This is a genomic window from Sediminibacterium ginsengisoli (genome assembly GCF_900167075.1).
Classification (GTDB): Bacteria; Bacteroidota; Bacteroidia; order Chitinophagales; family Chitinophagaceae; genus Sediminibacterium; species Sediminibacterium ginsengisoli.
In genome coordinates this window covers 434,542-458,291 of the sequence record NZ_FUWH01000003.1, presented here as the reverse complement: position 1 = coordinate 458,291, position 23,750 = coordinate 434,542, and the positions used below count along the sequence as shown (strand labels likewise).

Genomic DNA, 23,750 nt, shown 5'->3' with positions numbered 1-23,750 from the left:
GCTTGCTTTTACCGCTCTGCATAACATTGCCGCAGTTCATCACATCTTTATGTGGTTTTAGGCTATTGCAGTATTTTCGGTTTAGCTTTGAAAGGCATACTTACCCCATGAAAACACGGCTGTTTCATTTTATCGGCTGCTTAATATTCGTTTTTTGCAGTATCGGTGCCTTATCGCAGTCACGGCTTTCTTCCACCCGTTTTGCATTTACACGGTTCAGCAGCGATGACGGGCTTTCGTCCAACGCAGTGTACTCCGTTTACCAGGACGCCAGTAATTTTATCTGGGTTGGTTCCGCCAATGGTTTACAGCGTTTCGATGGTAGTAAATTCATTTACCTGGGTCGGGGTAATCCAAGCGGTGATCCTTTACCCAATACGCTGATCTCGCAGATCGTGGGTAATCCGGATGGAACGATGTGGCTGGTGATGGAGAATGCGAAAGAAGTGGGCCTCTTCAATCCATCCACATTTTTATATAAAAAGGTAGCGATCGATATTAAGAGCAAAGACATCCCGCCAAATTTACCGATCGAATTATTCCGCGATAATAAAGGCCGGGTTTTCCTGATGCTGAAGTACAGGTTGCTGATGCAGTACAATGAAAAAACAAAAAGCTTTTCGGAAGACAATGTTGAAATAAAAATGCCACCGGGCTGGCGTCCCAACCGCATTTTTGAAGATGTAAAAACAAAAAGCTTCTGGATCTCTTCAGACAGCGGCATAGCAAAGTTTGATGACCGCACAAAAGCCCTGCATTACCGCGGGCATAATCCGGAAAAGAACCCGCTGCTGGAAGACACCATGGTGAACCAGTTTGTGCGCAATATTTTCATCGACAGCAAGCGCAGGTTCTGGATCTTCAACTGGCGCTGGAAGCGGGTGCAGACGCCATTCTGCTACGACGAACCGAGCCGGAGTTTTACCAAAGACACAACCGGCATCGGTGCATCCAGCAATGCTTATTATGAACTGACCAATGTGATGGAGATGAAAAAGGGCATGATCTGGATCTATGGTCTGGAGGTCATGCTCAACTTCAACGATTCGCTTCACCGGTTCAGCAATAATAAAAACGAGTTCATCGACAATTTCGGGATCCGCTATACAAAGATCAATCACATGATGGAGGACCGTGAAGGTTCTGCCTGGGTGGCAACTGATCAGGGGCTTTATTTTTTTTCTCCGGCAGATCAGCAGGCGCTGAACGTGATGTTCAAAAACCCGGTGAGCATTACTTCTTTCCTGCATACAAAAGAAAAGCATATCTGGATCGGTTGCTGGGGTTATCCCGGGCTTCGGTTCATGACGGAAGATTATATGCCGGTGAAAAAACCGGTGTTCAAAATAGAAAGTACAGATAAAGATTATTACCTGGTCTGGAGCCTGGTACAACATAGCAAAACCGGAGAGATCTGGATCGGTTGTCAGGCAGGAAAACTTATGATCCACAACCCGGCAACAGGTAAAACGCGCTATCTGCACCCGCCGGAGTTCGATGGCAAGACCTTACCCATCATGGCCGAAGACCATGAAGGAAATATGTGGTTTGCCACCTGGAGCGGTAAAATAGTAAAGTACAACAACAATCAATTCAGGATAGTACAGGATTTCAAAACACAGGTATATACGCTTACGCTTGATAAAGGCGGTTGGTTATGGGCAGGAACCAATCAGAAAGGATTATATGCGATAGATTCCAAAACAGGTAATGTAGTACAGCACTATACCAAAACGAACGGCCCCGGCAAATCCATTTTCAGCAATTATGTTTCTGTGGTTAGTGCCTATAACGACAGTATTTTATTCGTCGGCAGTGAGGCGCTGAACATCATTAATAAAAAAAACAACCAGGTAGAACAGGTCTCGCTTGAGCAGGGCTTACCGTCGAACTCGATCAAGGGAATGACGATTGACAAGACCGGCCTGCTCTGGCTGGCAACATCCAACGGGTTAAGCCGGTTCAATTATCACAATCACAACATCACCAATTTCACACGAAAGGATGGTATCATCAATATAGAAAATGCGGGCGATGTGGCATACTGCGACCGGAATAACAACATTGTTTTCGGCGGAACAAGCGCCATGCTCATCCTCGATCCGAGCACATTAACCAGCAGGTCGGTGCCCGCAGATGTTACCATAACAGACTTTAAATTATTCGACACTTATCTTCCCGTAGATTCCCTGCTGAAGCTGAAGACGGTAGAAATGGGATATGAACAGAACTCGTTCAGTATTTCATTTGCATCCTTAAGTTACCTGCAGCGCGACAAGCTGGTTTATTATTATAAAATGGAGGGCATCGATACGGGTTGGGTGCGGGCAGACCTTTCGCTCCAGGTGAATTATACACTGCTGCCGCCAGGCCATTATACTTTTAAAGTGCGCTGCGAAACCAATGAAGGGCTGGGCAGCAAGCATATTACGAGCATGCGTTTATACATTGAGCCGCCGTTCTGGAAAAAATGGTGGTTCCTTGCACTGGTGCTGATGGCACTCGGTGCGCTGACTTACTTTATTCACCGTTTAAGGGTAAACAAACTGCTGGCAGTAGAAAAACTCCGCTTAAGGGTAGCGCGGGATCTACACGACGATATGGGTTCTACGCTCAGTACCATCAATATCCTCAGCACTATGGCGAAGGCGAAGATTGCCACGGACCCGGTTCGCACCACGGAGTATATCAGCAAGATCACGGATAACAGCAGCCGTATGATGGAATCGATGGATGATATTGTGTGGAGCATCAAACCCTCCAACGACAGTATGCAGAAGATCACGGCACGTATGCGCGAGTTTGCAACGAATGTGCTGGAGGCTAAAGATATCGATATCAGTTTCAGGGTAGACGAAGGAGTGAATGACGTAAAGCTGGATATGGAAGCAAGAAGAGATCTTTTCCTCCTGTTCAAGGAAGCAGTAAACAATATTGCAAAATATTCAGCCTGTAAGAATGCCGTTATTCATGTAAGCTGCAGGCAGAAAAGACTGATCCTGATCATTGAAGACGATGGCATAGGGTTCTTTGCGGAGGATGCAGACAGTGGTAACGGGCTGGGCAATATGCAGAAAAGAGCTGATGCGCTGAAAGGCCGTATGCAGATCAATAGTGAACCCGGTAAAGGAACACAGATCACGGTCAACATCCCCGTAACATAATTATGTGATGTTTATTTGCAATATTAAATGGTAGTTTTGCCCCGAAAATCATCCCCCCATGACCAGGTTACTGATATATGAAGATAATCCGCAGCTGAGAGAAGGGCTGACCATGCTCATTAACGGTTCGGAGGGTTTCGAAGTACTTGCAGCATTCAAAAACTGCAATAGTGTGGAAGAAGAAGTGAAGGCATTCAAGCCGGATGTTGTGCTGATGGATATCGATATGCCAGGCACCAATGGAATAGAAGGGCTAAAAAAGATCCGTAAGAGCAGCGAAGATGTAAAAGTGTTGATGCTTACGGTTTTCGACGATAATAAAAACGTGTTTGAAGCCATCAGTAACGGAGCCAATGGTTATGTGCTTAAAAAAACGGCGCCCGCTAAATTACTCGAGTACATCCAGGAAGCGCAGACCGGCGGAGCACCCATGACATCATCCATTGCAACACAGGTGCTGAAGATGTTTTCCTCCATTCATTCCGACAAAGGCGATAATTATGATCTTTCAGAACGGGAGAAACAGGTACTGCAGTTACTTGTGAACGGTTACAGCTATAAAATGATCGCCTCCGAAATGTTCATTGCCATAGATACGGTGCGTTCTCACATCAAGAAAATCTATGAAAAACTGCATGTGAACAGCAAGAGTGAGGCTGTTGCCAAGGCATTCAAGAGCAGGATCATCTGATAACAGACCGCTCATACGCCGTCTGATACCGGTTCAAATACAAAATCATCCGCTTGCACCCAATCACATAAATGTGTGATAGGCAGCCAGTGCAGCCCTTTCTATGTTTGCCGCACTAAACTTAAAAAGCAAATGAAAGGATTTATGCGGACCGGGCTGTTACTGATATGCCTGGCCATTACAACACTGGTATTTACCGGTTGTACCAAAGAGGGAAGTGCGGAAATACCCGGAACAGTTCACGCTACCGGGAACAAGATCTCCAAACTGTTATTTGACGACGGCAGTTCGCAGTTGATTGAATACAATACAGATAAAACCATCAAAACCATCACCACCGTCAACAACCCCGTCAACCCGGGAAGCACTGCTTATAATTTCACATATACCGGCACAAAGGTTACAGAAATAAACAGCACCAGCGGAGTAAAGTACAAATACACGTATACCGGTACGGACGTAACCAAAGTAGAAATCTTCTCACAGGGCGGCAACATGACCGCATATTATAATTATACCTACACGAACGGGCAGCTTACAAAAACCGAAGGATTTTTCCGGATACCAGGCACACCGGGTATACCCACAACACCCGCAATGCGCGCCGAATACAAGTATCATACAGACGGGAATCTTGAAAAAATGAGCCTTTATTATAATAACCCGGCCAACAATACCATGGAAAAGGACGAAGAAGTGGTACTGTCCAATTACGACGACAAGAAGAACACAACCATCCTTTTTGAGAACAATCCGTTCCTGCCCCTGAATATTCCTGTTGCATTGAATAACCCGGGTAAAGAAGTGCATTACGACGCTTCAGGCAATGTACAGGAAACTGTATTGTATACTTATACTTATGACTCCAATGGCAATCCGCAGACCCGTAAAGCGGTTTCCAAATCTCCGGGTGCCCAGGAAACGGAAGAACTGACCAAATTCTTTTACTGATAACCAACAACTTACACAACCCTGCATATAGGCCTCCCGGATGGGGGGCTTTTTTCTTGCACAATCTGCCTCACACGTTTATAGATAATAACTTTTGGAAAGCTTTGAAGCTTTCCAAAAGTTGAAACCGGCCCCATTGTGAAGCCTTGCATAAATAAATATGTTTCTTCAATAAGCAGACACAACTGAAGCTGTTTGTTATGTTTGCATAAGACAAAATGTAAAAAGCAAATGAAAGGATTTATTCAAGCCAGGGCTTTAGCTGTATTTCTGGCCATCGCCACCTGTTTATTCACAGGGTGTACCAAAGAAGGAAGTTTCGAGATACCGAGGGCAACACCGGGTACGGTAACCGGAGCGGCCGGCAAGGTATCAAAGATTTCATCCCCCGCAAACGGCGATATTATCGTTGAATACAATACAGACAAGACCATTAAAAAAGTCACGTCCCTTAACGATCCGTCTACGCCGGGGATTGCGATATACAACCTTGTTTACACATCAGGAGTTCTCACGGAGATGAACGGCCTCATTGATGATATAAAATATACTTATACCGGAGGGATCGTAACAAAAATGGATGTTTCTTCGCTCTTAAGTAATGTTAGCGGCACTTACGACTTTACTTACAAGAACGGCTTCCTCACACAATTGGACTCCTACCTGAAAACGTCTCCTCCCGGGCTTCCGCCCTCCATGCGTTTTGTGTATGAATATTCGGCAAATGGAAACGTTCAGAAAATGTCAATTTATTTTTATAAGGATGCGAGTAAAACGCTGGAGAAAGAAGAAGTAGTTGAGTATTCTGATTATGACGATAAGAATAATACCATTATCATGTTTGATCATGCTGCGTACTTCCCGCTTCAAAAGCCGGTTGCACTCAACAATCCTGGCAAGGAAACCCGTTATGATAACACCGGGAAAGTAACGGAAACCACTATTTATACTTACACCTATGATAATACAGGTAATCCGGTGAAACGTACCGCTGTTACAAAAGTGCCTGGTCAGCAGGATAAAACAGACGTTACACAAATATCTTATTGATAAACAACATTTTACACAAACCTCGCATATAGCCTCCCCATTCGGGAGGCTTTTTTCTTGCACAAAACCGCAAAAAAACGCATTTCACACATTTATGTGGTTGCATTCTTGCAAATTCCCGTATACTTTTGCATCTTATTATACCAGCATTATGAAAGCAGCATTCCAAAACACGGTACCTTACTTGCTCTGCCTGGCAAGTGTTGTATTGGCTGCCCCCCACCAATCCATGTCGATCATCCGCCCTGAACGTGTAAGGGCAAAGGCCCCGGTCTGCAGTTGCCCGGGAAAGAACTCCTGTGAGCCGGCCAAAGCGGTTGCGGCACCCTCTCTTTTAGACGGGTCTGCCAGACTAGAGCTTTGGTAAGCCTGTTTCGATATCCGAAATAAGCAATACCCAGTTCTGAAAAATTGAAATAAGCCCGTTATAACCGCGGGCTTTTGTTTATTTTTGTATGGCAGGAAAATGATATTCCTGTAAATACTAAAAAGCAGACGCATGATTAAGACAGGAAACCCGGTTATCAGTATTTACACCGAAATGACGCCCAACCCGGAAACCATGAAGTTCGTGGCCAATAAATTACTGTACCCCGGAAAAAGCATTGATTTTGCTGATGAATCACTTGCCGGACCATCGCCACTGGCTAAAGAACTGTTCAGCTTTCCCTTTATCCGCAGCGTATTTATTGCCAGCAATTTCGTTACACTCACCAAAACCCAGGAAACGGAAGACTGGCAGGATGTGATCCCTACCATCAAAGCTTTCCTGAAAGAATACCTGGAAAATGGTGGTGTGGTTGTGAACGATGATGAAGTAGCCAAAGTAAAACAGGAAGCCAGCAATACGGTAAGTGCAGACGATGATGATATCGTTAAACGCGTTAAAGAACTGCTGGAGAACTACGTGAAGCCGGCCGTGGAAATGGATGGCGGAGCTATCCAGTTCAAAAGCTATAACGACGGCGTGGTAAACCTGATGCTCCAGGGTAGTTGCAGCGGTTGCCCGTCTTCAATGATCACCTTAAAAGCAGGTATCGAAGGTATGATGAAGCGTATGATCCCCGAAGTGAAAGAAGTGGTAGCTGAAGCAGAATAACAAGCTAAAACATTATAACAAGCAGAAAGCGAACGTTGAACACGTTCGCTTTTTTGCTTATATGGGAAAAAGGCTGCCCGGTGGGCATAATGTTTGTAGTTATTGCTAAAACATCGCGTATGAAATTAAGAACAGTAGTAGCAGCGATCCTGTTAGTAACAGGTTTAACTGCGCAAGCACAGTCAGAACAAAGCCGGGAACCGCTCCGTTTGGGTGTTAGTATTATGCCTGGTGTTTCTTTGAACAACCCTTCCAATTTTGTGTTGGGTGCCGATCTGAGGCTGCAGCAAAGCATTGGTAACAGTGTTTCCTGGATCCTTACGTCGGGTTATACCCACTTTTTCTGGGATGGCGGCCATACCGGCTATATTCCTGTGAAAGGCGGTCTTAAAGTATTTGCTACGCCAGCACTTTATTTTGCAGGTGAAGCAGGTGCAGGTTTCGGAACACAGTCCGGTACAGGTACCTCTTTCGTTTATTCTCCGTCTATCGGTACCATTGTTGCCAGAGACTGGGATATCAGCGTCAAATACGAGGATTTTACCAAATACAGCGCTACCAAACAGCTGGCGCTGAGGGTTGCCTATGGATTTAAGTTATAAACACGGCAAGTGTGTTTTCATGTGTAAAAAAAAGAGCCTCACGGCTCTTTTTTGTTATACGATCTCTTTTACAACATTCCAGATCACTTTAGGTTTTCCAAGTGTGTAGTAATGTAATACCGGAACACCGAATGCCTTGAGTTCTTTGCTTTGCTGAACCAGCCATTCTGTTCCTACCTGTTCGCACTCTGCATCTGTTTTACACTTCATAATAGCATTGGAGAGTTCCGTTGGAATATCTACGTGGAAGGTTCTTGGCAATACGGTCAGCTGCTTTTTGTTCGTTACCGGCTTTAATCCAGGAATGATGGGCACCTGGATGTCCATATCACGGCAGGCTTTCACAAAATCGTAGAATTTCTGGTTGTTGAAGAACATCTGGGTCATGATGTATTCTGCACCTGCATCTACTTTCTGTTTCAGTTTCAGCAGGTCTATTTCCAGGTTGGGGGCTTCAAAATGTTTTTCGGGATAACCGGCTACCCCCATGCAGAAATTCGTTTTTCCGCCGTTCTTGATATCCTCGTCCATATAAATACCATTATTCATATTGCCTACCTGCTGCAGCAGGTCGAGCGCATAATGGTTCCCGTCTTTTTCGGGTTCAAAGGAAGTTTCGTTCTTGGCGGCGTCTCCTCTCAATACCAGCACATTGTCTATCCCCAGGAAGTCAAGATCGATCAGCGCATCTTCGGTTTCCCTTTTTGTAAAGCCGCCGCAGATGATATGCGGAACCGCATCCACTTTATAGTGGTTCATGATCGCCGCACAGATGCCAACCGTTCCGGGTCTTTTGCGCACTTCTACTTTTTCAAAAGTTCCGTCGGCCTTTTTCTTGAACATTGTTTCACTGCGGTGGTAAGTCACGTTGATCCAGGATGGCTTGAATTCCATCAGTGGATCGAGGTGATCATACAATGAAGTAATGGTCTTTCCTTTCAAAGGCGGCAGCACTTCGAAAGAGATCAGGGTGTCTTTGGATTGACGGATGTGCTCGGTAATTTTCATTTTCTCTTCGTTCCTTATAAAATCCCTGCAATATACGAGGTATAAACATGTGTTAAGATAAAAACAGCCTCTTATATCTGTTGCAGATCGTTTATTTTTGTTCAAACAAGCGCCTTTTGAACCTCACCATCCATACCACAGACCTGCTTAAAAGCTATAAGGGCAGAACCGTTGTTAACCATGTAAGTATACAGGTAAAACAGGGTGAGATCGTTGGCTTGCTGGGGCCTAACGGTGCCGGTAAAACCACCACTTTTTACATGGTGGTTGGCCTGATCAAACCGGATGAAGGTTCCGTTTTTCTGAACGACCAGGATATCACCAGACTGCCCATGTATAAACGGGCACAGATGGGTATCGGTTACCTTCCGCAGGAAGCCAGCGTATTCAGGAAGCTGAGCGTGGAAAATAATATTATGTCGGTTCTGGAAATGACAACACTTACCAAACAGGAACGCCAGCATAAGCTGGAATCCCTGCTGGATGAGTTCAACCTGCATCATGTTCGTAAAAACAACGGCGACAGTCTCAGCGGCGGTGAAAGAAGAAGAACCGAGATTGCGCGCGCGCTTGCCGTAGATCCCAAATTCATCCTGCTGGATGAACCCTTTGCCGGCGTTGACCCGATTGCCGTTGAGGACATCCAGAGCGTTGTGGCAAGACTTAAATACAAAAACATCGGCATCCTCATTACAGACCATAACGTAAACGAAACACTTTCTATCTGCGATCGTGCCTACCTGCTGATCGAGGGTAAAATATTCCGTCATGGTACAGCCGAAGAGCTGGCCGAGAACGAACAGGTGCGCAGGCTTTACCTTGGTACCAACTTCGAACTCCGCAGAAAAGACTGGATCATTGAAATGGGGCGCGACGGTATCATCCCGGATGCACCCAGGGATCCGCTTATCTGACCTCTTTTTCCGCTTTATTACACAAATAGTCGCCGGCATTGCTTATTTTGCTGCTGTTGTACGTCTTATGAAAATTCTCAGTCCGGCAATATCGAGATTGGCCCGCTTCAGGCACTGGCGCATTGAGCAATGGATGACAGATCCGGTTGCTGCCCAGCGTGAAGTATTGCAGGACCTGGTTACCCATGGCCAGTACACTGAAATCGGCCGTAAATATGGTTTCAAGGAGCTGTTCAGCATCCGCAGATTCAAGGAAAGCGTTCCCATACACGAGTATGACGACCTCAAGCCTTATATAGAGCGTTTAATGAACGGGGAAGAAAACCTGCTCTGGAATACGCCCGTGAACTGGTTCGCCAAAAGCAGCGGCACCACCAGCGATAAAAGCAAGTTCATTCCCATTACCCAGGAAAGTTTAGAGAATTGCCATTACCAGGCAGCCAAGGATGTGCTCACGCTGTTTTACAATCACCATACAGAAAGCGACCTGTTAACAGGTAAGGGGCTTGTGATCGGCGGCAGCCACCAGATCAGTAAAGTAAATGAAGATGTGCATTATGGCGATCTCAGCGCAGTACTGCTCCAGAACACACCCATCTGGGCCAACTGGATCCGTACGCCTGAACTGTCGATTGCCCTGATGGATGAATGGGAACAGAAGATCGAAAAACTGGCGCAGTCTACCATACCCGAACTGGTTACCTCTATTTCCGGCGTTCCTACCTGGACGCTTGTGCTCATCAAGAGAATTCTTGAGATCACCGGTAAATCCACGCTGAAAGAAGTATGGCCAGGGCTTGAATTATATATCCATGGCGGCGTTTCATTCACACCTTACCGGGAGCAGTTCAGGAAGCTGATCGGTCCGGGTTGTACCTATCTTGAAATGTACAATGCAAGCGAAGGGTTCTTCGCCGCACAGGACGACCCCGGAGAAGATGGAATGCTGCTCTTCCTGGACCATGGCATTTTCTATGAGTTCATGCCCATTGAAGAGTACGGATCCGGGAACCCGCGGACCATTGGCCTGAAGGAAGTGGAAACCGGTAAAAACTATGCGCTGGTGATCAGTACCAACGGTGGTTTATGGCGTTACCTCGTGGGCGATACCATACAATTCACCAGCACTTATCCATTCCGTATTAAGGTAAGCGGTCGTTTAAAACAATACATCAATGCATTTGGCGAGGAAGTGATTGCCGACAATACAGACAAAGCCATCGCCATCGCCTGTGAGAAATTACAGATCACGGTAAACGATTATACAGCTGCGCCGGTCTATTTCGGGGATGATAATAAAGGTGCGCATGAATGGCTCATAGAGTTTGAACATCCGCCGGCCAGTACAGAACAGTTTGCCTTTGAGCTGGACAGCGCGCTGAAAATGGTGAACAGTGATTACGAAGCTAAACGTTACAAGGATATAGCACTCACCATTCCGGTTGTGCATTCTCTGGAAAAAGGTATTTTTCACGAGTGGCTGAAGAGCAGGGGAAAGCTGGGCGGCCAGCATAAAGTACCCCGGCTCAGCAATGACCGGAAATACCTGGAAGAGATCCTGGCCATAAAAAACAGGCAGTCGGCCCCTTTTATTTAGTTCCTGAATGCCCTGTTAAGACGGGATAAAACAAAGAGAAACGGAATCATTCCCAAATTCCATTTATTTTGCTCCGCAAATCTAAACCAGTTGTTATGAAATTACTTGAAGGAAAAGTATCTGTAGTTACCGGGGCTGCCCGCGGAATAGGCGCTGCCATTGCGCTTAAACTTGCCGAACATGGCAGTCATGTGGCTTTCAGTTATGTCAGCGACAGCAGTGCTGAAAAAGCTGCAGCACTCGAATCTCAGCTGAAGGCGCTGGGTGTGAATGCCAAAGCTTATAAAAGCAATGCCGGTGTATTTGAAGATTGTGAGTCTTTCATTAATGATGTAACAAAAGAATTCGGAACAATTGATGTATGTGTTAACAATGCAGGGATTTCGAAAGACAACCTGTTATTGCGCATGAGTGCCGAGCAGTGGGACGATGTGATGGATATCAACCTGAAAAGTGTCTTCAACATGACCAAGCAGGTGATCCGCCCGATGATGAAAGCGAAAAAAGGAAGCATCATCAACATGAGCTCTATCATCGGTATCCGCGGAAATGCAGGCCAGAGCAGCTATGCAGCAAGTAAGGCCGGTATCATCGGCTTTACCAAATCGGTAGCGCTGGAGCTGGGCAGCCGCAATATCCGCTGCAATGCCATTGCACCGGGTTTCGTAGAAACAGACATGACCCATTACCTGAAAGAAGGAGAAGGCGCTTCCGAGTTCCTGAAGAAAATACCGCTCGGTCGTTTTGGCCGCGCTGAAGAAATTGCAGACACCACCCTTTTCCTGGCAAGCGATATGGCATCGTATGTTACAGGCCAGGTACTGAGCGTTTGCGGCGGGCTGAATATCTGATCAAACTGATCATAAAAAAGAAAACGGCTATTCCTGTGGAATAGCCGTTTTCTTTGGTGCAGATTACAGTAATCTTTCAAGCACACCTTTTCTTTTTACAATATTCTTATAATCCCACTGGATCGTTTTCGCCTTGCCCAGCCAGCGTTTCAGCTCATTTTTATTCACTTCTTCCGCAGTTGTATATCTTTTTTCAGCGGCTTTAAAGCTTCCTTCCGGCGCCAGGCCGGCCTCATCAAAAGACTGACCGCTCCAGAACAATAAACGGATACAGTTTTTCAGTTTGCTATACCCGGCTACCGGGTTACCATCGAGGAACCAGACAGGGTGACGGTGCCAGATCTTGTTTTCTGCTTCCGGCAGCTGAAGGCATATTTCATGGAAAAGCAGATCACAGATCTCCTGGTCACTTGCCGCCAGAGCCTGATGGTATGCTTTTATTTCTTCTTTCATAAAATACCTGTGTTTATAAAGCTATAATAAAGGATTAATGGAATGCGATTGCATTAAAGATAACCCATCTTCACCTCAGAAAAAACGCTTACCCATGAAAACAAGCAGGAATAAGGGTTTGGGTGAATGCCTCTGTTAAAATAATTTAACCATTTTTTGACCGGCCGGGTCTTATGAAATTTTTTCCCAATTTCATTCTTTCGTTATTTTTGGCTCCCCGATGAGAGCAATCGTATTTTTTGTAACCCTGAGTTTCCTTCTTTTAGGAAGGGATGGCAATGCCTATGGGGGTACATTTAACAAAAGTACCCGTTCCCTCTCTCAGCTTTCAAAAACACATTTTGTTACTGCAAGCCGGGAACAGGCGATTCTCGATGATGCACAGTATCCCGGGCAGGAAAAAGAATACCTGATCAGCGATGATTCGGAAGATGAATACGGAAGATCGTTGCTGGCAAAAAAGTGGCGCCTGGTATCCGGTTACTATTCCATCGCTCACTATCAATCCATTTTAAGTTATCTCTATTGTTGTTACGGACCTGTTGAGTCCTTATACATACAGACTTCCTGTAAATATATCTTTCAGCGGATCCTGAGGATATGATTCATTTCTGCCGCTAACACTCCAGTAGCTGATCATATCCTGTTACCTCATTACGGTACTATCATGTATTAACAGCGCTGATGTGCGCGGCATCGCCGTTCCTTTCCGGAATATACTGTTCCGGCTTTCATTCGTACATCATCCATTTAATATCATGAAGAGAATCGTCGTGTTAACAGGCCTGGTTAGCCTGTTGTACCAAACCAGCTGCACTCCCAAAAAAGAAAACAAGGAAGAAGTCAGTCATTATACCACAACCAGTCCTTTACAGGTTGATACATCCTTTGTTAAGGAATATGTATCGCAGATCCGTTCCGTCCGTAACATCGAGATCAGGGCGCAGGAAAAAGGTTACCTGCAGGAGATCTTTGTAGATGAAGGCCAGTCTGTAAAAGCCGGCCAGCTTCTATTCAGGATCATGCCTAAGATCTATGAAGCTGAAATGGAAAAAGCGCAGGCAGAAACAAGGATCGCCGAGATCGAACTGCAGAACACGAAAGCGCTTGTAGACAAAAATGTTGTTTCAAAAAATGAACAGGCTATGGCCCAGGCCAAGCTTGACCAGGCCAGAGCGGAGCTTTCGCTCGCCAAACTGCACCTTTCTTTCACAGAGATCAGGGCACCGTTCGATGGTACCATTGACCGGATCCCGCAAAAGCTGGGAAGCCTGATAGATGAAGGTCAGTTGCTCACGACACTTTCAGACAACAGCCAGATGTTTGCCTATTTCAATGTGTCGGAGCCCGAATACCTCGATTACCAGACCAATGTAAAAGGCCGCGGCAATACCAAAGTGGGTCTGCTGCTCGCCAATGGTACTACACTTTCTTATAACGGTACTGTAGAGCTCATTGAAAGTGAGTTCAACAATGAAACCGGCAATATCGCATTCCGTGCGCGTTTCGCGAATCCGAACCGGCTTCTGAAGCACGGTCAGACCGGCAAAGTGCTGATGACCATGCCGCTGAGAAATGCACTGATCATTCCCCAGAAAGCTACTTATGAAATACAGGATAAGCTTTTTGTTTTTGTTGTAGACAAGAACAATGTGGTGAAATCCCGCGGTATCACCATCAACGGCCGCATGCCGGATCTTTTTGTAGTGGAGAGCGGCCTGAATCTCAATGACAGGATTTTACTCGAAGGCGTGCAGAAAGTAAGGGACGATGATAAGATCGCCAGCGAGTACATCGCGCCTGAAAAAGTGGTTTCACGCCTCCGTTTAAAAGCAGAATAGTCTTCAATTCCAAACAGCTTAGTTCATGTTCAATAAATTTATACAGCGGCCGGTATTATCTATCGTGATATCGCTGATCATTGTTTTCCTGGGTGTGCTCGGCATCATGCAATTGCCGGTAACCCAGTTCCCGTCCATCTCACCACCTAAAGTAAACGTTACGGCCGAGTATCCCGGTGCCAATGGTGAGCTGATGATCAAATCTGTGATCATTCCCCTGGAAAGGGCCATCAATGGTGTTCCGGGTATGAAATATATGGCTTCCGATGCCGGTAACGACGGTGAAGCTACCATACAGGTTGTATTTAACCTGGGTACAGACCCTAACCAGGCATCGCTGAACGTGCAGAACCGCGTTGCTTCCGTGATCAATAAACTTCCGCCGCTGGTAGTGCGCGAAGGCGTAAAGATCACAAAGGAAGAATCCAACATGCTCATGTATGTGAACCTCTACAGTAATGATCCGAATACGGACCAGAAATTCCTTTTCAACTTTGCCGACATCAACGTACTATCCGAGCTGAAACGTGTGGATGGGGTAGGGTTTGCAGATATCCTCGGTAACCGCGAATATGCCATGCGCATCTGGCTGAAACCCGATCGTATGCTGGCTTACAAGATCTCTGCAGATGAAGTAATGGAAGCCCTCAGTGCACAGAGCCTGGAAGCTTCGCCGGGTAAAACGGGTGAGAGTTCGGGTAAACGTTCACAGTCGTTCGAATATGTATTGAAATACTCGGGCCGGTTCAACACAAAGGAGCAATACCAGAATGTGATCCTGCGCTCCAATCCCAATGGCGAGATTTTGCGTTTGAAAGATGTTGCGGATGTTGAGTTCGGCAGCGCCATGTATGATATCTATTCCAACCTTAACGGTAAGCCTTCTGCGGCGATCGTATTAAAGCAGTCGTACGGCAGCAACGCCAGCCAGGTGATAAAAGATGTGAAAGCGAAACTGAAAGAGATCAAAGCCAGTTCTTTTCCGAAAGGAATGGATTATGAGATCAGTTACGACGTTTCGAAATTCCTCGATGCTTCTATTGAAAAAGTATTACACACTTTGGTAGAAGCATTTATCCTGGTGGGGCTGGTTGTGTTCCTGTTCCTTGGCGACTGGCGTTCTACGCTGATCCCGGCCATGGCGGTACCTGTTTCGCTGGTGGGCACATTTGTGTTCATGCAGTTCTTTGGTATTACGCTGAACCTGATCACGCTGTTTGCGCTGGTGTTGGCGATTGGTGTGGTGGTGGATGATGCCATTGTGGTGATCGAAGCGGTGCATGCGAAAATGGAAGAAGAAGGGCTTTCGCCACTGAAGGCAACCAAAAAAGCCATGCACGAAATTGCGGGGGCCATCATAGCTATTACCTTCCTGATGGCGGCGGTGTTTATTCCGGTGGCGTTTATGTCGGGCCCGGTGGGAATTTTTTACCGCCAGTTCTCCATCACTATGGCAACGGCCATCATCCTGTCGGGTGTGGTGGCGCTTACGCTTACACCGGCGCTTTGCGCGATGATCCTGAAAAACAATCATGGCAAGCATAAGAAGAAAAGCCTTGCGGATAAGTTCATTGCCGGTTTCAATAACGGGTTCAACAGGGCTTCGGGCAGGTATATGAAAGTACTCGGGCTGATTGTGAATCGCCGAGCAGTAACTTTCCTGGTGCTGATCGCATTCTCTGCGGGTACCTGGTTCCTGAATGGAAAAGTACCTGCAGGTTTTATCCCGAATGAAGACCAGGGAATGTTCTATGCCATTATCCAGACTCCTCCGGGCTCTTCGCTCGAGCGAACGAATGAGATCGCGGAGCGACTGCAGAAATTATGTGAAGAAGTGGAAGGTGTTCAATCCGTTTCTGCACTTGCCGGATATGAGATCCTGACGGAAGGAACCGGTTCCAACTCCGGTACCTGCCTGATCAACCTGAAAAGCTGGGAAGAGCGCAAGCATTCCGTACAGGAGATCATGGAAGAGCTCGAAGAAAAATCGAAGGACATCACAGGAGCAACGATAGAATACTTCCTGCCGCCGGCAGTACCGGGTTATGGTGCCGCAGGTGGTTTCGAGTTACGCCTGCTCGATAAAGCCGGGTCTGGCGATTACAAGAAAATGGAGACGGTGAGTAATGATTTTGTAAAGGAACTCAGTAAACGTAAAGAGCTTTCATCGGTATTCAGTTTTTACAGCGCCAGTTTCCCGCAGTATATGCTTAATGTAGATAATGAACTTGCTCAGCAGAAAGGCGTAAGCATCGAGAATGCCATGAATACATTGTCTACACTGGTAGGAAGTAATTACGAGATCAGCTTTATTCAATTCGGGCGTCAGTATAAGGTAATGGTACAGGCCGCCGCCCAATACAGGGCTTTACCGGAAGACATCCTGAAATTATATGTGAAGAATGATCATGGTGATATGGTTCCGTATTCCGCTTTCATGAAAATGGATAAAGTGTATGGTCTTTCGGAAATCACGCGGCATAATATGTACAATGCTTCGGAGATCAGTGGTTCTGCCGCACCAGGTTACAGTAGCGGCGAAGCCATACGTGTAATCAATGAAGTGGCGCAGAAAACATTGCCACGCGGTTTCGGGATCGACTGGGCGGGAATCTCAAAGGATGAAGTGGCACAGGGCAACCAGGCTATCTATATCTTCCTGATCTGTTTGGGCTTCGTTTACCTGATCCTCTCTGCACAGTATGAGAGTTTCATCCTGCCATTGGCAGTAATCCTGTCACTGCCTGCGGGTATTTTCGGCGCATTCCTGCTGCTTAAATTACTAGCACTCGAAAACAATATCTATGCACAGGTTGCTATGGTAATGCTGATCGGCCTCTTAGGTAAGAACGCCGTGCTGATCGTGGAGTTTGCGGTACAGCGGCATCGTGCGGGGGCTTCTGTTCTTAAAGCAGCTATGGAGGGGTCGAAAGTGCGTTTCCGTCCGATCCTGATGACCTCATTCGCATTCATCGCGGGATTGATACCGCTGGTTGTTGCAACCGGCCCGGGCAAGATCGGAAACAGAACCATCGGTACTGCTGCAGCTGGCGGTATGCTGTTCGGAACCATTTTCGGCGTATTGCTGATCCCCGGTCTTTATTATGTATTTGGAAAGATCGCGGAAAAACATGCGTTTGTAAAAGACGAAGAAGAAAATCCTTTAACAGAAGAAATCGATCACAATGTATAAACGAAGTAAATTTCAATATATCGCTATACTGGGTGCGAGCCTGGCTATTACCAGCTGCAGTGTGCCGGCACTGGTGCAGCGCGACAGTAATAAAACGGTACCGTTTTCCTATGGTAACGGTACCGATACGCTGAACAGCGCCCAAAAAGGATGGCGCGCTTTTTTCACTGACCCCAACCTGGCAGCGTTGATCGACACGGCACTGAAAAACAACCAGGAATTACAGATCACTTTGCAGGAAATAGAAGCATCGAGAAATGAAATCAGGTTAAAACATGCAGCACTTCTCCCCACCGTAGGTGCAAGGGCAGGTGTTGGCGTAGATAAACCCGGCAGATATACGAGTCAGGGTGCGGGCGATGCCTCTACCGAAATCGAGCCCGGGAAAGAAGTGCCCGATCCGCTGACAGATTTTACCGTTGCCGCTTATGCCAACTGGGAAGTGGATATCTGGAAAAAACTGCGCACAGCTAAAAAGGCTGCCATTACAAGATATCTTTCATCTGTTGAGGGAAAGAATTTTGTGCTGACCAACCTCGTTGCGGAAATAGCGCGCTCTTATTATGAACTTCTGTCGCTCGACAACCAGCTTGAAATCGTAAAGCAGACTATTATCCTGCAGAACAATGCGCTGGGTATTGTGAAAGTGCAGAAAGATGCTGCAAGGGCAACCGAGCTGGGTGTGCAGAAATTCCAGGCAGAAGTGTTGAAATCAGAAAGTCTTGAATTCGATATCCTGCAGCAGATCAGGGAAACAGAGAACCGTATCAACCTGCTGCTGGGCCGTTATCCGCAGGCCATCAACAGGGATAAGAGCAGTTTTGCCAGCCTCGTACCGGCTACTGTAAATGTGGGTATCCCTTCACAATTGCTGGCCAATCGCCCGGACATCATGCAGGCAGAGCTGGACCTTGCTGCCGCAAAGCTGGATGTTAAAGTAGCGCGTGCCGAATTCTATCCTTCATTCGGAATCTCGGCAGCCATCGGTTTCCAGGCATTCAAACCATCTTACCTGGTGAAGTTCCCGGAATCGCTGATCTATTCGCTGGCTGGTGATATTGCTGGTCCGCTGATCAACCGTAATGCCATCAAGGCAGAATTCAACAAAGCCAATGCGCGTCAGCTGCAGGCCATGTATAACTATGAACGAACGATCCTGAATGCCTATATCGAAGTGGCCACGCAAATGTCGAAGATCAGCAACCTCGATAAAAGCTACCAGCTGAAACAAAAACAGGTGGAAGCGCTGAATCGTTCCATCGATATATCGAATGACCTGTTCCGGTCTGCAAGGGTAGACTATTTTGAAGTACTGATGACGCAGCGTGATGCACTGGAATCGAGGCTGGAACTGATTGAAACGAAGAAAGAACAACTGAATGCGGTGGTTAGTGTTTACAGGAATCTTGGTGGTGGGTGGAGGTAGTTGGGGGGGGTGAGGGCGAAGTGAGGGGGGAAGGGCGAAGTGAGGGGGTGAGGATGTGGTCTTGCTGGTCGGCGTCCAGCAAGTTTGCCGCTGGGCAAAAGTAGTATTAGAAAATGTTCTGTTCCCGTTGGTCAGTAATCAACGGGAACTACGCCCTTGCTGGTCGCTGACCAGCAAGTTACGCCGCTGAGTAAATGTAATATTAGAAAAATGTACGGTCTCTCCGTTGGTCAGCGATCAACGGGAACACAAGCTCGTTTTTTTGGAAGACCAGTAGCAGTAGTGTTCTGAATACTGCAAGCCGGCAGGTGTACTTGCCAATCGCCTGTTGGTAATATGAAAAAGGCCCGGTTGACCCGGGCCTTTCTTTATACTATATGTTATTACACTACGCGAGTTTCACTTTGAATTTCTCGATCGCTTTTTTGCTGTATTCGCTCAGGATGAGGCGACCACTGATTCCGGCTCTTTCTTTCAGGAGCGTATCCCAGTGTTCGGTTCCTTTCCAGAGTGTTTTCTTGAGCTCCTGCATGGCTTCAGGGTTGGAAAGAGAAAGGTTATTGGCCAGTCTTTGTATAGAATCGTCCATACCTGCAACATCTGTATGCAATTCAGCAAACAGGCCTTTTCTCCTTGCCCAGTCGGCCGGGCGCCATAGGTTGGCATCGATGGCCAGCTGTGAAAAAGCAGACACACCAATCTTTCTTTCAATGGCAGGTCCAACTACAAAAGGACCGATACCAACAGCCAGTTCGCTGAGTTTTACCTCTGCGCCCTCTACTGCTATAGCATAATCTGCAGCAGCGGCAAGGCCTACACCACCGCCGACACTTTTACCCTGGATGCGGGCAATGATCAGCTGGGGAGCTTTACGCATGGCGTTGATCACGTTGGCGAACCCGGTGAAAAAACGTGTACCTTCTTCCTCGTTCTTAATAGAAGCAAGTTCATCGAATGAAGCACCGGAGCAGAAAATGCCATCGCCAGCGGATTTGAGGATGATCACTTTTGTGTCTTTGTTCAGCCCTTCGCTGTGAATATCTTTTGCGAGCGCTTCCAGGATGGCTCCCGGTAATGAATTTCTTTGCGGGTGATAAAATTCTATCGTTGCTATCCCGTGTTCCCGCTCTACTTTAACATGTCCTTCTTTAATCTGTTCAATCATAATTTACATATTTTCCTTTTAAACAATCTTGCGTATGACCTCGCAGCCCTTGCTTTAAAGTTACACCATTATTCGGTTTTTCCTTTGAGACAAGTTTCTTTCAGCCAGCAGGAAATGATAATATAATGTTAAACGAATCAGGGTTTCCTGGCCACCATGGTAAGTATTGTGGCTACACCGGTAATTTCTTCCTGGTCGTCGATGATCTCCACATACCATTTTACAATACCCTTGTCAATATCCGTTTCTGTTTTCTTTTCCTGGCTTGTCTTCTCCTTACAGGTAAACCGTATATAAATTGTTGCGCCAGGGTAAACGGGTTTGGTAAAGCGTAATTCATCAATACCATAATTCAGAAGTACCGGGTTCTTTTCGTAGCTGTCTACAAAAAGGCCGGCGGCGGCGCTCATGATAAAATAACCGTGGGCCACCTGCCTGTCGAACATGGTACCTGAAAAATCCGTATCCTGCAGGTGAGCATAAAAATGATCGCCGCTGAGATCTGCGAACCGGTTGATATCTTCTGCTGTGATGAGTCTTTTTTCCGTAATGATCTGTTCGCCGATCGTTAATTCATCAAAGTATTTTTTAAAAGGATGCACCCCGTCGGAATGGCCTTTTGCACCGGGCTGGTAAACATTGCTGATGGCAGTAATCATATCCGGAGTTCCTTGTATGGCTACACGTTGCATGTAGTGTTTTACTCCCCTGATGCCGCCCATTTCTTCACCGCCGCCTGCTCTTCCCGGACCGCCATGCACCAGTAACGGAAGCGGCGAGCCGTGTCCGGTACTTTCTTTTGCGCAGGCTTCATTCAATACAAGAATACGTCCGTGCCATGTTCCCGCACCCAGTACATAGTCTTTTGCAACTGTGGGGTCGGCGGTTACAACGGAACTTACCAATGAGCCTTTCCCCATTTTTGACAACGCGATCGCTTCTTCGCGGTTGCGGTAAGGCATTAAGGTAGATACGGGACCAAACGCTTCCACTTCGTGCACTTCCCTGCTATCAAATGGTTTCTCATTACGCAGGAGCATCGGGCTGATGAATGCGCCTTTCATGGCATCCGCATCCAGTACATCCACGCTGTCGAGCGAACCATAGATCAGTTGTGAAGAAGCAAGCAGCTTTTGTACCTGCGCCCGCACTTCCCTGCGCTGCTCTTCGCCGGCGAGTGAGCCCATGCGTACTTTTTCATTCAGCGGATTACCGATCACCGTCTGCCCAAGTGATTTTATAAGCGCCGACTGTACCTCTTCCAGCTTGTTTTCAGGAACAAAAATGCGCCTGATGGCAGTACATTTCTGTCCGCATTTGGTGGTCATCTCCTTGCGGACTTCTTTGATAAAAATATCCCACTCCGGCATATCCGGCGTTACATCATCCCCTAAAACAATACAGTTGAGAGAATCTGCCTCCATCGTAAACGCAACGCTTTCGCTCATGATCTTTTTACTGCCTTTCAGCATTAGTCCTGTAGAAGCAGAGCCGGTAAAAGTAACCGCATCCTGGGCTGTTACATGATCGAGCAGATCGCCGGCACTGCCGCAGATCAGTTGCAGGGCGCCATCCGGTAAAATACCCGATGCGATAATTTCCTTTACTACAGCTTCCGTTAAAAAACTGGTGAGGGTGGCTGGTTTTACTACAGCGGGTACGCCGGCAAGCAGGTTCACAGCTATTTTTTCGAGCATGCCCCAGACAGGGAAATTAAATGCATTGATATGTATGGCCGCTCCTTCTTTAGGCAGCAACAGGTGATGACCCATAAAAGTCTGGGCTTTACCCAGGATATGATTTTCGCCGTCAAGGCAATACGGTTCATCGGGAAAACGGCGTCTGAGCGACGCATATGCGAAGAGGTTGCCGATGCCGCCTTCTATATCAACCCAGCTGTCTGCTTTTGTTGCGCCGGTTTTGTAACTGACCTCATAAAATTTTGGCAGATGGTTCCGGAGATGAAGTGCCAGGGAACGAAGCATGAGTCCGCGCTCCTGAAATGTCATTTTTCTTAATGCCGGGTTTCCTTTAGACCTTGCATAATCTAAAATAGCAGCCATGTCCAGTCCTTTGGCGCTGGCTGCAGCAACCGGTTCACCGGTAACGGCATTCAGCAGCAACTGTCCGTCGCCATCACCAGTGATCCATTTACCGAGTATATAATTTTCTAATTTGGCCATATCAATCGTTTATCTACAAAGCTAACGATTGATAGCTTTCGATACTGCAGAAAAAGAAAGCCTTAACAATCACATCAACGAGAACTGGCGGGCATGATGGGAAACATGCTTATAGTGAAGCAAGATCCACTCGTGATAATTAAGCGGACCAAATACCGGGTGTGTTGTCTGCAAAGACGGATCTGTGGCAAAGAACTGGTAGAATTCAGTAGCAGCATGATCCAGCGCAGCCATTGCTTCTTCCATACCAGGATGCCTGAGCGGCAAGGGTTCGGAAGGCAGAACAGAGAGCGGGGCCTGTGTATTTTCCCGGAATTGTTTATTACTCAGCAGGAAGGCTTTATACGCGGGCAGTTGTTCTTCGGGAGTAATCAATGGAAATTTAAGCCGGTTGGTGGATACTTTAAAAAATGCGGCAAGATGTTCGATCATCTGCTGCGCATTCATTTTACCCCATTTCGCTTCACTTACGGGAGTAAGCGTTTGTAATAACGGCATCATTTCATTCCGCAGGAATTTTTCTTCCGGTGTATTCATATAACAGGCTTTGCAGATTAAAGATAACGCGCATCCCGACAGTAAAAGCCTGTGGTCACGTCCAGCAAGCGTATTTTTTCCCGGAAAACCGATGTATAAATACATGTATAAACCGGCAGCCAGCTTTTCGGGCATGTGTAAGTTAGCTGTATGAAAAAGCAACTGGTTTTATATCACCTGCTGAAAGCGCTGCTTATTTTTTTATGGTGTTATACTGCACTTTCGAAGCTTTTTGAAATGGATCGTTTTACAGGAACGCTCTCGCTGATCCCATTCTGGGGTATTTCGCCGGGTATTACGGCTTATGCCTTGGTGGGGACGGAGTTATTGACCGCATTGCTGCTTTGTTTTAAAAGAACTTCAAAAGCCGGTTTATACCTGAGCCTTTTCCTGCTGATCGTTTTTACTGTTTATATAGTACTGATGCTGCTGTTTGCTCCGAAGCTGCCTTGCAGCTGCGGAGGCGTAATACAGGAGCTGGGCTGGAAATGGCATATTGTATTTAACCTGGCATATACCGGTATTTGTTTCTATTCATTGTTCCTATACAATAAAATAATTGCGCAATCAGGCGATGCCGAAAACCTGTAGAACAGAGTAGGCAATTTTCAGCCCGGTTTAAAAACGGGCATCAACACTAAATTTTGAATCATGAAAAAGTTCAAGATCTCGCTGGCGGCAGTTGCTGTGGTTTTTGCCATTACTGCATCTGCTTTTACCGGCATCAAAACCACACAGGTGTATCATTTCACAGGAAATGATTCGGAGATTTATCTCGAATCCGGTTATACATCTGGCAGCGAGCCGGTTGGCTTCTGCTCCGGAGACCCCGAAGTTCCCTGCAGGGTGGAAATCCCTGAAGAAGCCAGCCTTCAGGATGCGCTTGACAATGCTGAAAACACCAATCAGCTCAGCAACTCCATTTTCAAGTCGTTGAAAGAAAGCAACCAGTAATCCTGTTTAAAAAGAGCGGTAATCATAATGATTACCGCTCTTGCATCAAGAAGGGGGATACAAGTACCTTC

At 46.6% G+C, this 23,750-nt stretch carries 20 protein-coding genes; 15 read left to right on the top strand and 5 right to left on the bottom strand.

Features of this window, described 5'->3' with window-relative positions; translation table 11 throughout:
• Window positions 1-107: 107 nt before the first annotated feature.
• The 6 genes from B5D42_RS07700 (at window position 108) to B5D42_RS07675 (ending at window position 7,557) form a co-directional block, all read left to right on the top strand.
• Window positions 108-3,164 carry a ligand-binding sensor domain-containing protein gene (locus B5D42_RS07700; protein ID WP_078830869.1) on the top strand — a complete coding sequence of 1,019 codons (3,057 nt, stop codon included), beginning with the start codon at window positions 108-110 and terminating at the stop codon, window positions 3,162-3,164.
• Between the two features lie 58 nt (window positions 3,165-3,222).
• Entirely contained in the window at window positions 3,223-3,855 is a 633-nt protein-coding gene (locus B5D42_RS07695) for a response regulator (protein WP_078830868.1), read from the top strand.
• Window positions 3,856-3,987: 132 nt separating this feature from the next.
• A complete protein-coding gene (locus B5D42_RS07690; protein ID WP_078830867.1) occupies window positions 3,988-4,806 on the top strand; it encodes a hypothetical protein in 819 nt (272 codons plus the stop codon).
• Window positions 4,807-5,037: 231 nt separating this feature from the next.
• The gene (locus tag B5D42_RS07685; protein ID WP_078830866.1) at window positions 5,038-5,856 is read left to right on the top strand and encodes a hypothetical protein; all 819 of its coding nucleotides are present in this window, start codon (window positions 5,038-5,040) and stop codon (window positions 5,854-5,856) included.
• A gap of 499 nt (window positions 5,857-6,355) precedes the next feature.
• Entirely contained in the window at window positions 6,356-6,955 is a 600-nt protein-coding gene (locus B5D42_RS07680) for a NifU family protein (RefSeq protein WP_078830864.1), read from the top strand.
• Between the two features lie 119 nt (window positions 6,956-7,074).
• Window positions 7,075-7,557, top strand: a complete 483-nt coding sequence (locus tag B5D42_RS07675) for a hypothetical protein (RefSeq protein WP_139367042.1) — start codon at window positions 7,075-7,077, stop codon at window positions 7,555-7,557.
• A 54-nt stretch (window positions 7,558-7,611) separates the two neighbouring features.
• On the opposite strand, the gene metF is transcribed toward B5D42_RS07675, so the two are convergent.
• The gene (metF, locus tag B5D42_RS07670; protein ID WP_078830863.1) at window positions 7,612-8,565 is read right to left on the bottom strand and encodes a methylenetetrahydrofolate reductase [NAD(P)H]; all 954 of its coding nucleotides are present in this window, start codon (window positions 8,563-8,565) and stop codon (window positions 7,612-7,614) included.
• 116 nt (window positions 8,566-8,681) lie between these two features.
• On the opposite strand from metF, the gene lptB reads away from it, so the two are divergent.
• The 3 genes from lptB (at window position 8,682) to fabG (ending at window position 11,927) form a co-directional block, all read left to right on the top strand.
• Window positions 8,682-9,479 (top strand): LPS export ABC transporter ATP-binding protein, encoded by a 798-nt coding sequence (lptB, locus tag B5D42_RS07665; protein WP_078830862.1) that lies wholly within the window; start codon window positions 8,682-8,684, stop codon window positions 9,477-9,479.
• A 67-nt stretch (window positions 9,480-9,546) separates the two neighbouring features.
• Window positions 9,547-11,076 (top strand): GH3 auxin-responsive promoter family protein, encoded by a 1,530-nt coding sequence (locus B5D42_RS07660; RefSeq protein ID WP_078830861.1) that lies wholly within the window; start codon window positions 9,547-9,549, stop codon window positions 11,074-11,076.
• Between the two features lie 95 nt (window positions 11,077-11,171).
• Window positions 11,172-11,927 (top strand): 3-oxoacyl-[acyl-carrier-protein] reductase, encoded by a 756-nt coding sequence (gene fabG, locus B5D42_RS07655; protein ID WP_078830860.1) that lies wholly within the window; start codon window positions 11,172-11,174, stop codon window positions 11,925-11,927.
• A 63-nt stretch (window positions 11,928-11,990) separates the two neighbouring features.
• Here fabG and B5D42_RS07650 read toward each other — a convergent pair whose 3' ends face one another.
• A complete protein-coding gene (locus tag B5D42_RS07650; RefSeq protein WP_078830859.1) occupies window positions 11,991-12,380 on the bottom strand; it encodes a DUF1801 domain-containing protein in 390 nt (129 codons plus the stop codon).
• 220 nt (window positions 12,381-12,600) lie between these two features.
• On the opposite strand from B5D42_RS07650, the gene B5D42_RS07645 reads away from it, so the two are divergent.
• The 4 genes from B5D42_RS07645 to B5D42_RS07630 all read left to right on the top strand — a co-directional run bounded on the left by B5D42_RS07645 (window position 12,601) and on the right by B5D42_RS07630 (window position 18,840).
• Window positions 12,601-12,984, top strand: a complete 384-nt coding sequence (locus B5D42_RS07645) for a hypothetical protein (protein WP_078830858.1) — start codon at window positions 12,601-12,603, stop codon at window positions 12,982-12,984.
• 154 nt (window positions 12,985-13,138) lie between these two features.
• Complete coding sequence (locus tag B5D42_RS07640; protein WP_078830990.1) at window positions 13,139-14,221, top strand: efflux RND transporter periplasmic adaptor subunit; 1,083 nt, start codon at window positions 13,139-13,141, stop codon at window positions 14,219-14,221.
• Between the two features lie 25 nt (window positions 14,222-14,246).
• On the top strand, window positions 14,247-17,414 hold the full coding sequence (locus tag B5D42_RS07635; protein ID WP_078830857.1) for an efflux RND transporter permease subunit: 3,168 nt from the start codon (window positions 14,247-14,249) through the stop codon (window positions 17,412-17,414).
• A complete protein-coding gene (locus tag B5D42_RS07630; protein ID WP_078830856.1) occupies window positions 17,407-18,840 on the top strand; it encodes a TolC family protein in 1,434 nt (477 codons plus the stop codon). The genes B5D42_RS07635 and B5D42_RS07630 overlap by 8 nt, the downstream gene beginning before the upstream one ends.
• A gap of 388 nt (window positions 18,841-19,228) precedes the next feature.
• Here B5D42_RS07630 and B5D42_RS07625 read toward each other — a convergent pair whose 3' ends face one another.
• The 3 genes from B5D42_RS07625 to B5D42_RS07615 all read right to left on the bottom strand — a co-directional run bounded on the left by B5D42_RS07625 (window position 19,229) and on the right by B5D42_RS07615 (window position 22,725).
• Complete coding sequence (locus B5D42_RS07625; RefSeq protein ID WP_078830855.1) at window positions 19,229-20,005, bottom strand: enoyl-CoA hydratase/isomerase family protein; 777 nt, start codon at window positions 20,003-20,005, stop codon at window positions 19,229-19,231.
• 137 nt (window positions 20,006-20,142) lie between these two features.
• Window positions 20,143-22,188, bottom strand: coding sequence for a phenylacetic acid degradation bifunctional protein PaaZ (paaZ, locus tag B5D42_RS07620; RefSeq protein WP_078830854.1), 2,046 nt, complete (start codon window positions 22,186-22,188; stop codon window positions 20,143-20,145).
• Between the two features lie 69 nt (window positions 22,189-22,257).
• Window positions 22,258-22,725 carry a DinB family protein gene (locus B5D42_RS07615; RefSeq protein ID WP_176112942.1) on the bottom strand — a complete coding sequence of 156 codons (468 nt, stop codon included), beginning with the start codon at window positions 22,723-22,725 and terminating at the stop codon, window positions 22,258-22,260.
• Window positions 22,726-22,875: 150 nt separating this feature from the next.
• Here B5D42_RS07615 and B5D42_RS07610 point away from each other — a divergent pair, with 150 nt between their 5' ends.
• On the top strand, window positions 22,876-23,316 hold the full coding sequence (locus B5D42_RS07610) for a MauE/DoxX family redox-associated membrane protein (protein WP_078830852.1): 441 nt from the start codon (window positions 22,876-22,878) through the stop codon (window positions 23,314-23,316).
• A 60-nt stretch (window positions 23,317-23,376) separates the two neighbouring features.
• Window positions 23,377-23,679, top strand: a complete 303-nt coding sequence (locus tag B5D42_RS07605; RefSeq protein ID WP_078830851.1) for a DUF6520 family protein — start codon at window positions 23,377-23,379, stop codon at window positions 23,677-23,679.
• Window positions 23,680-23,750: the final 71 nt, after the last annotated feature.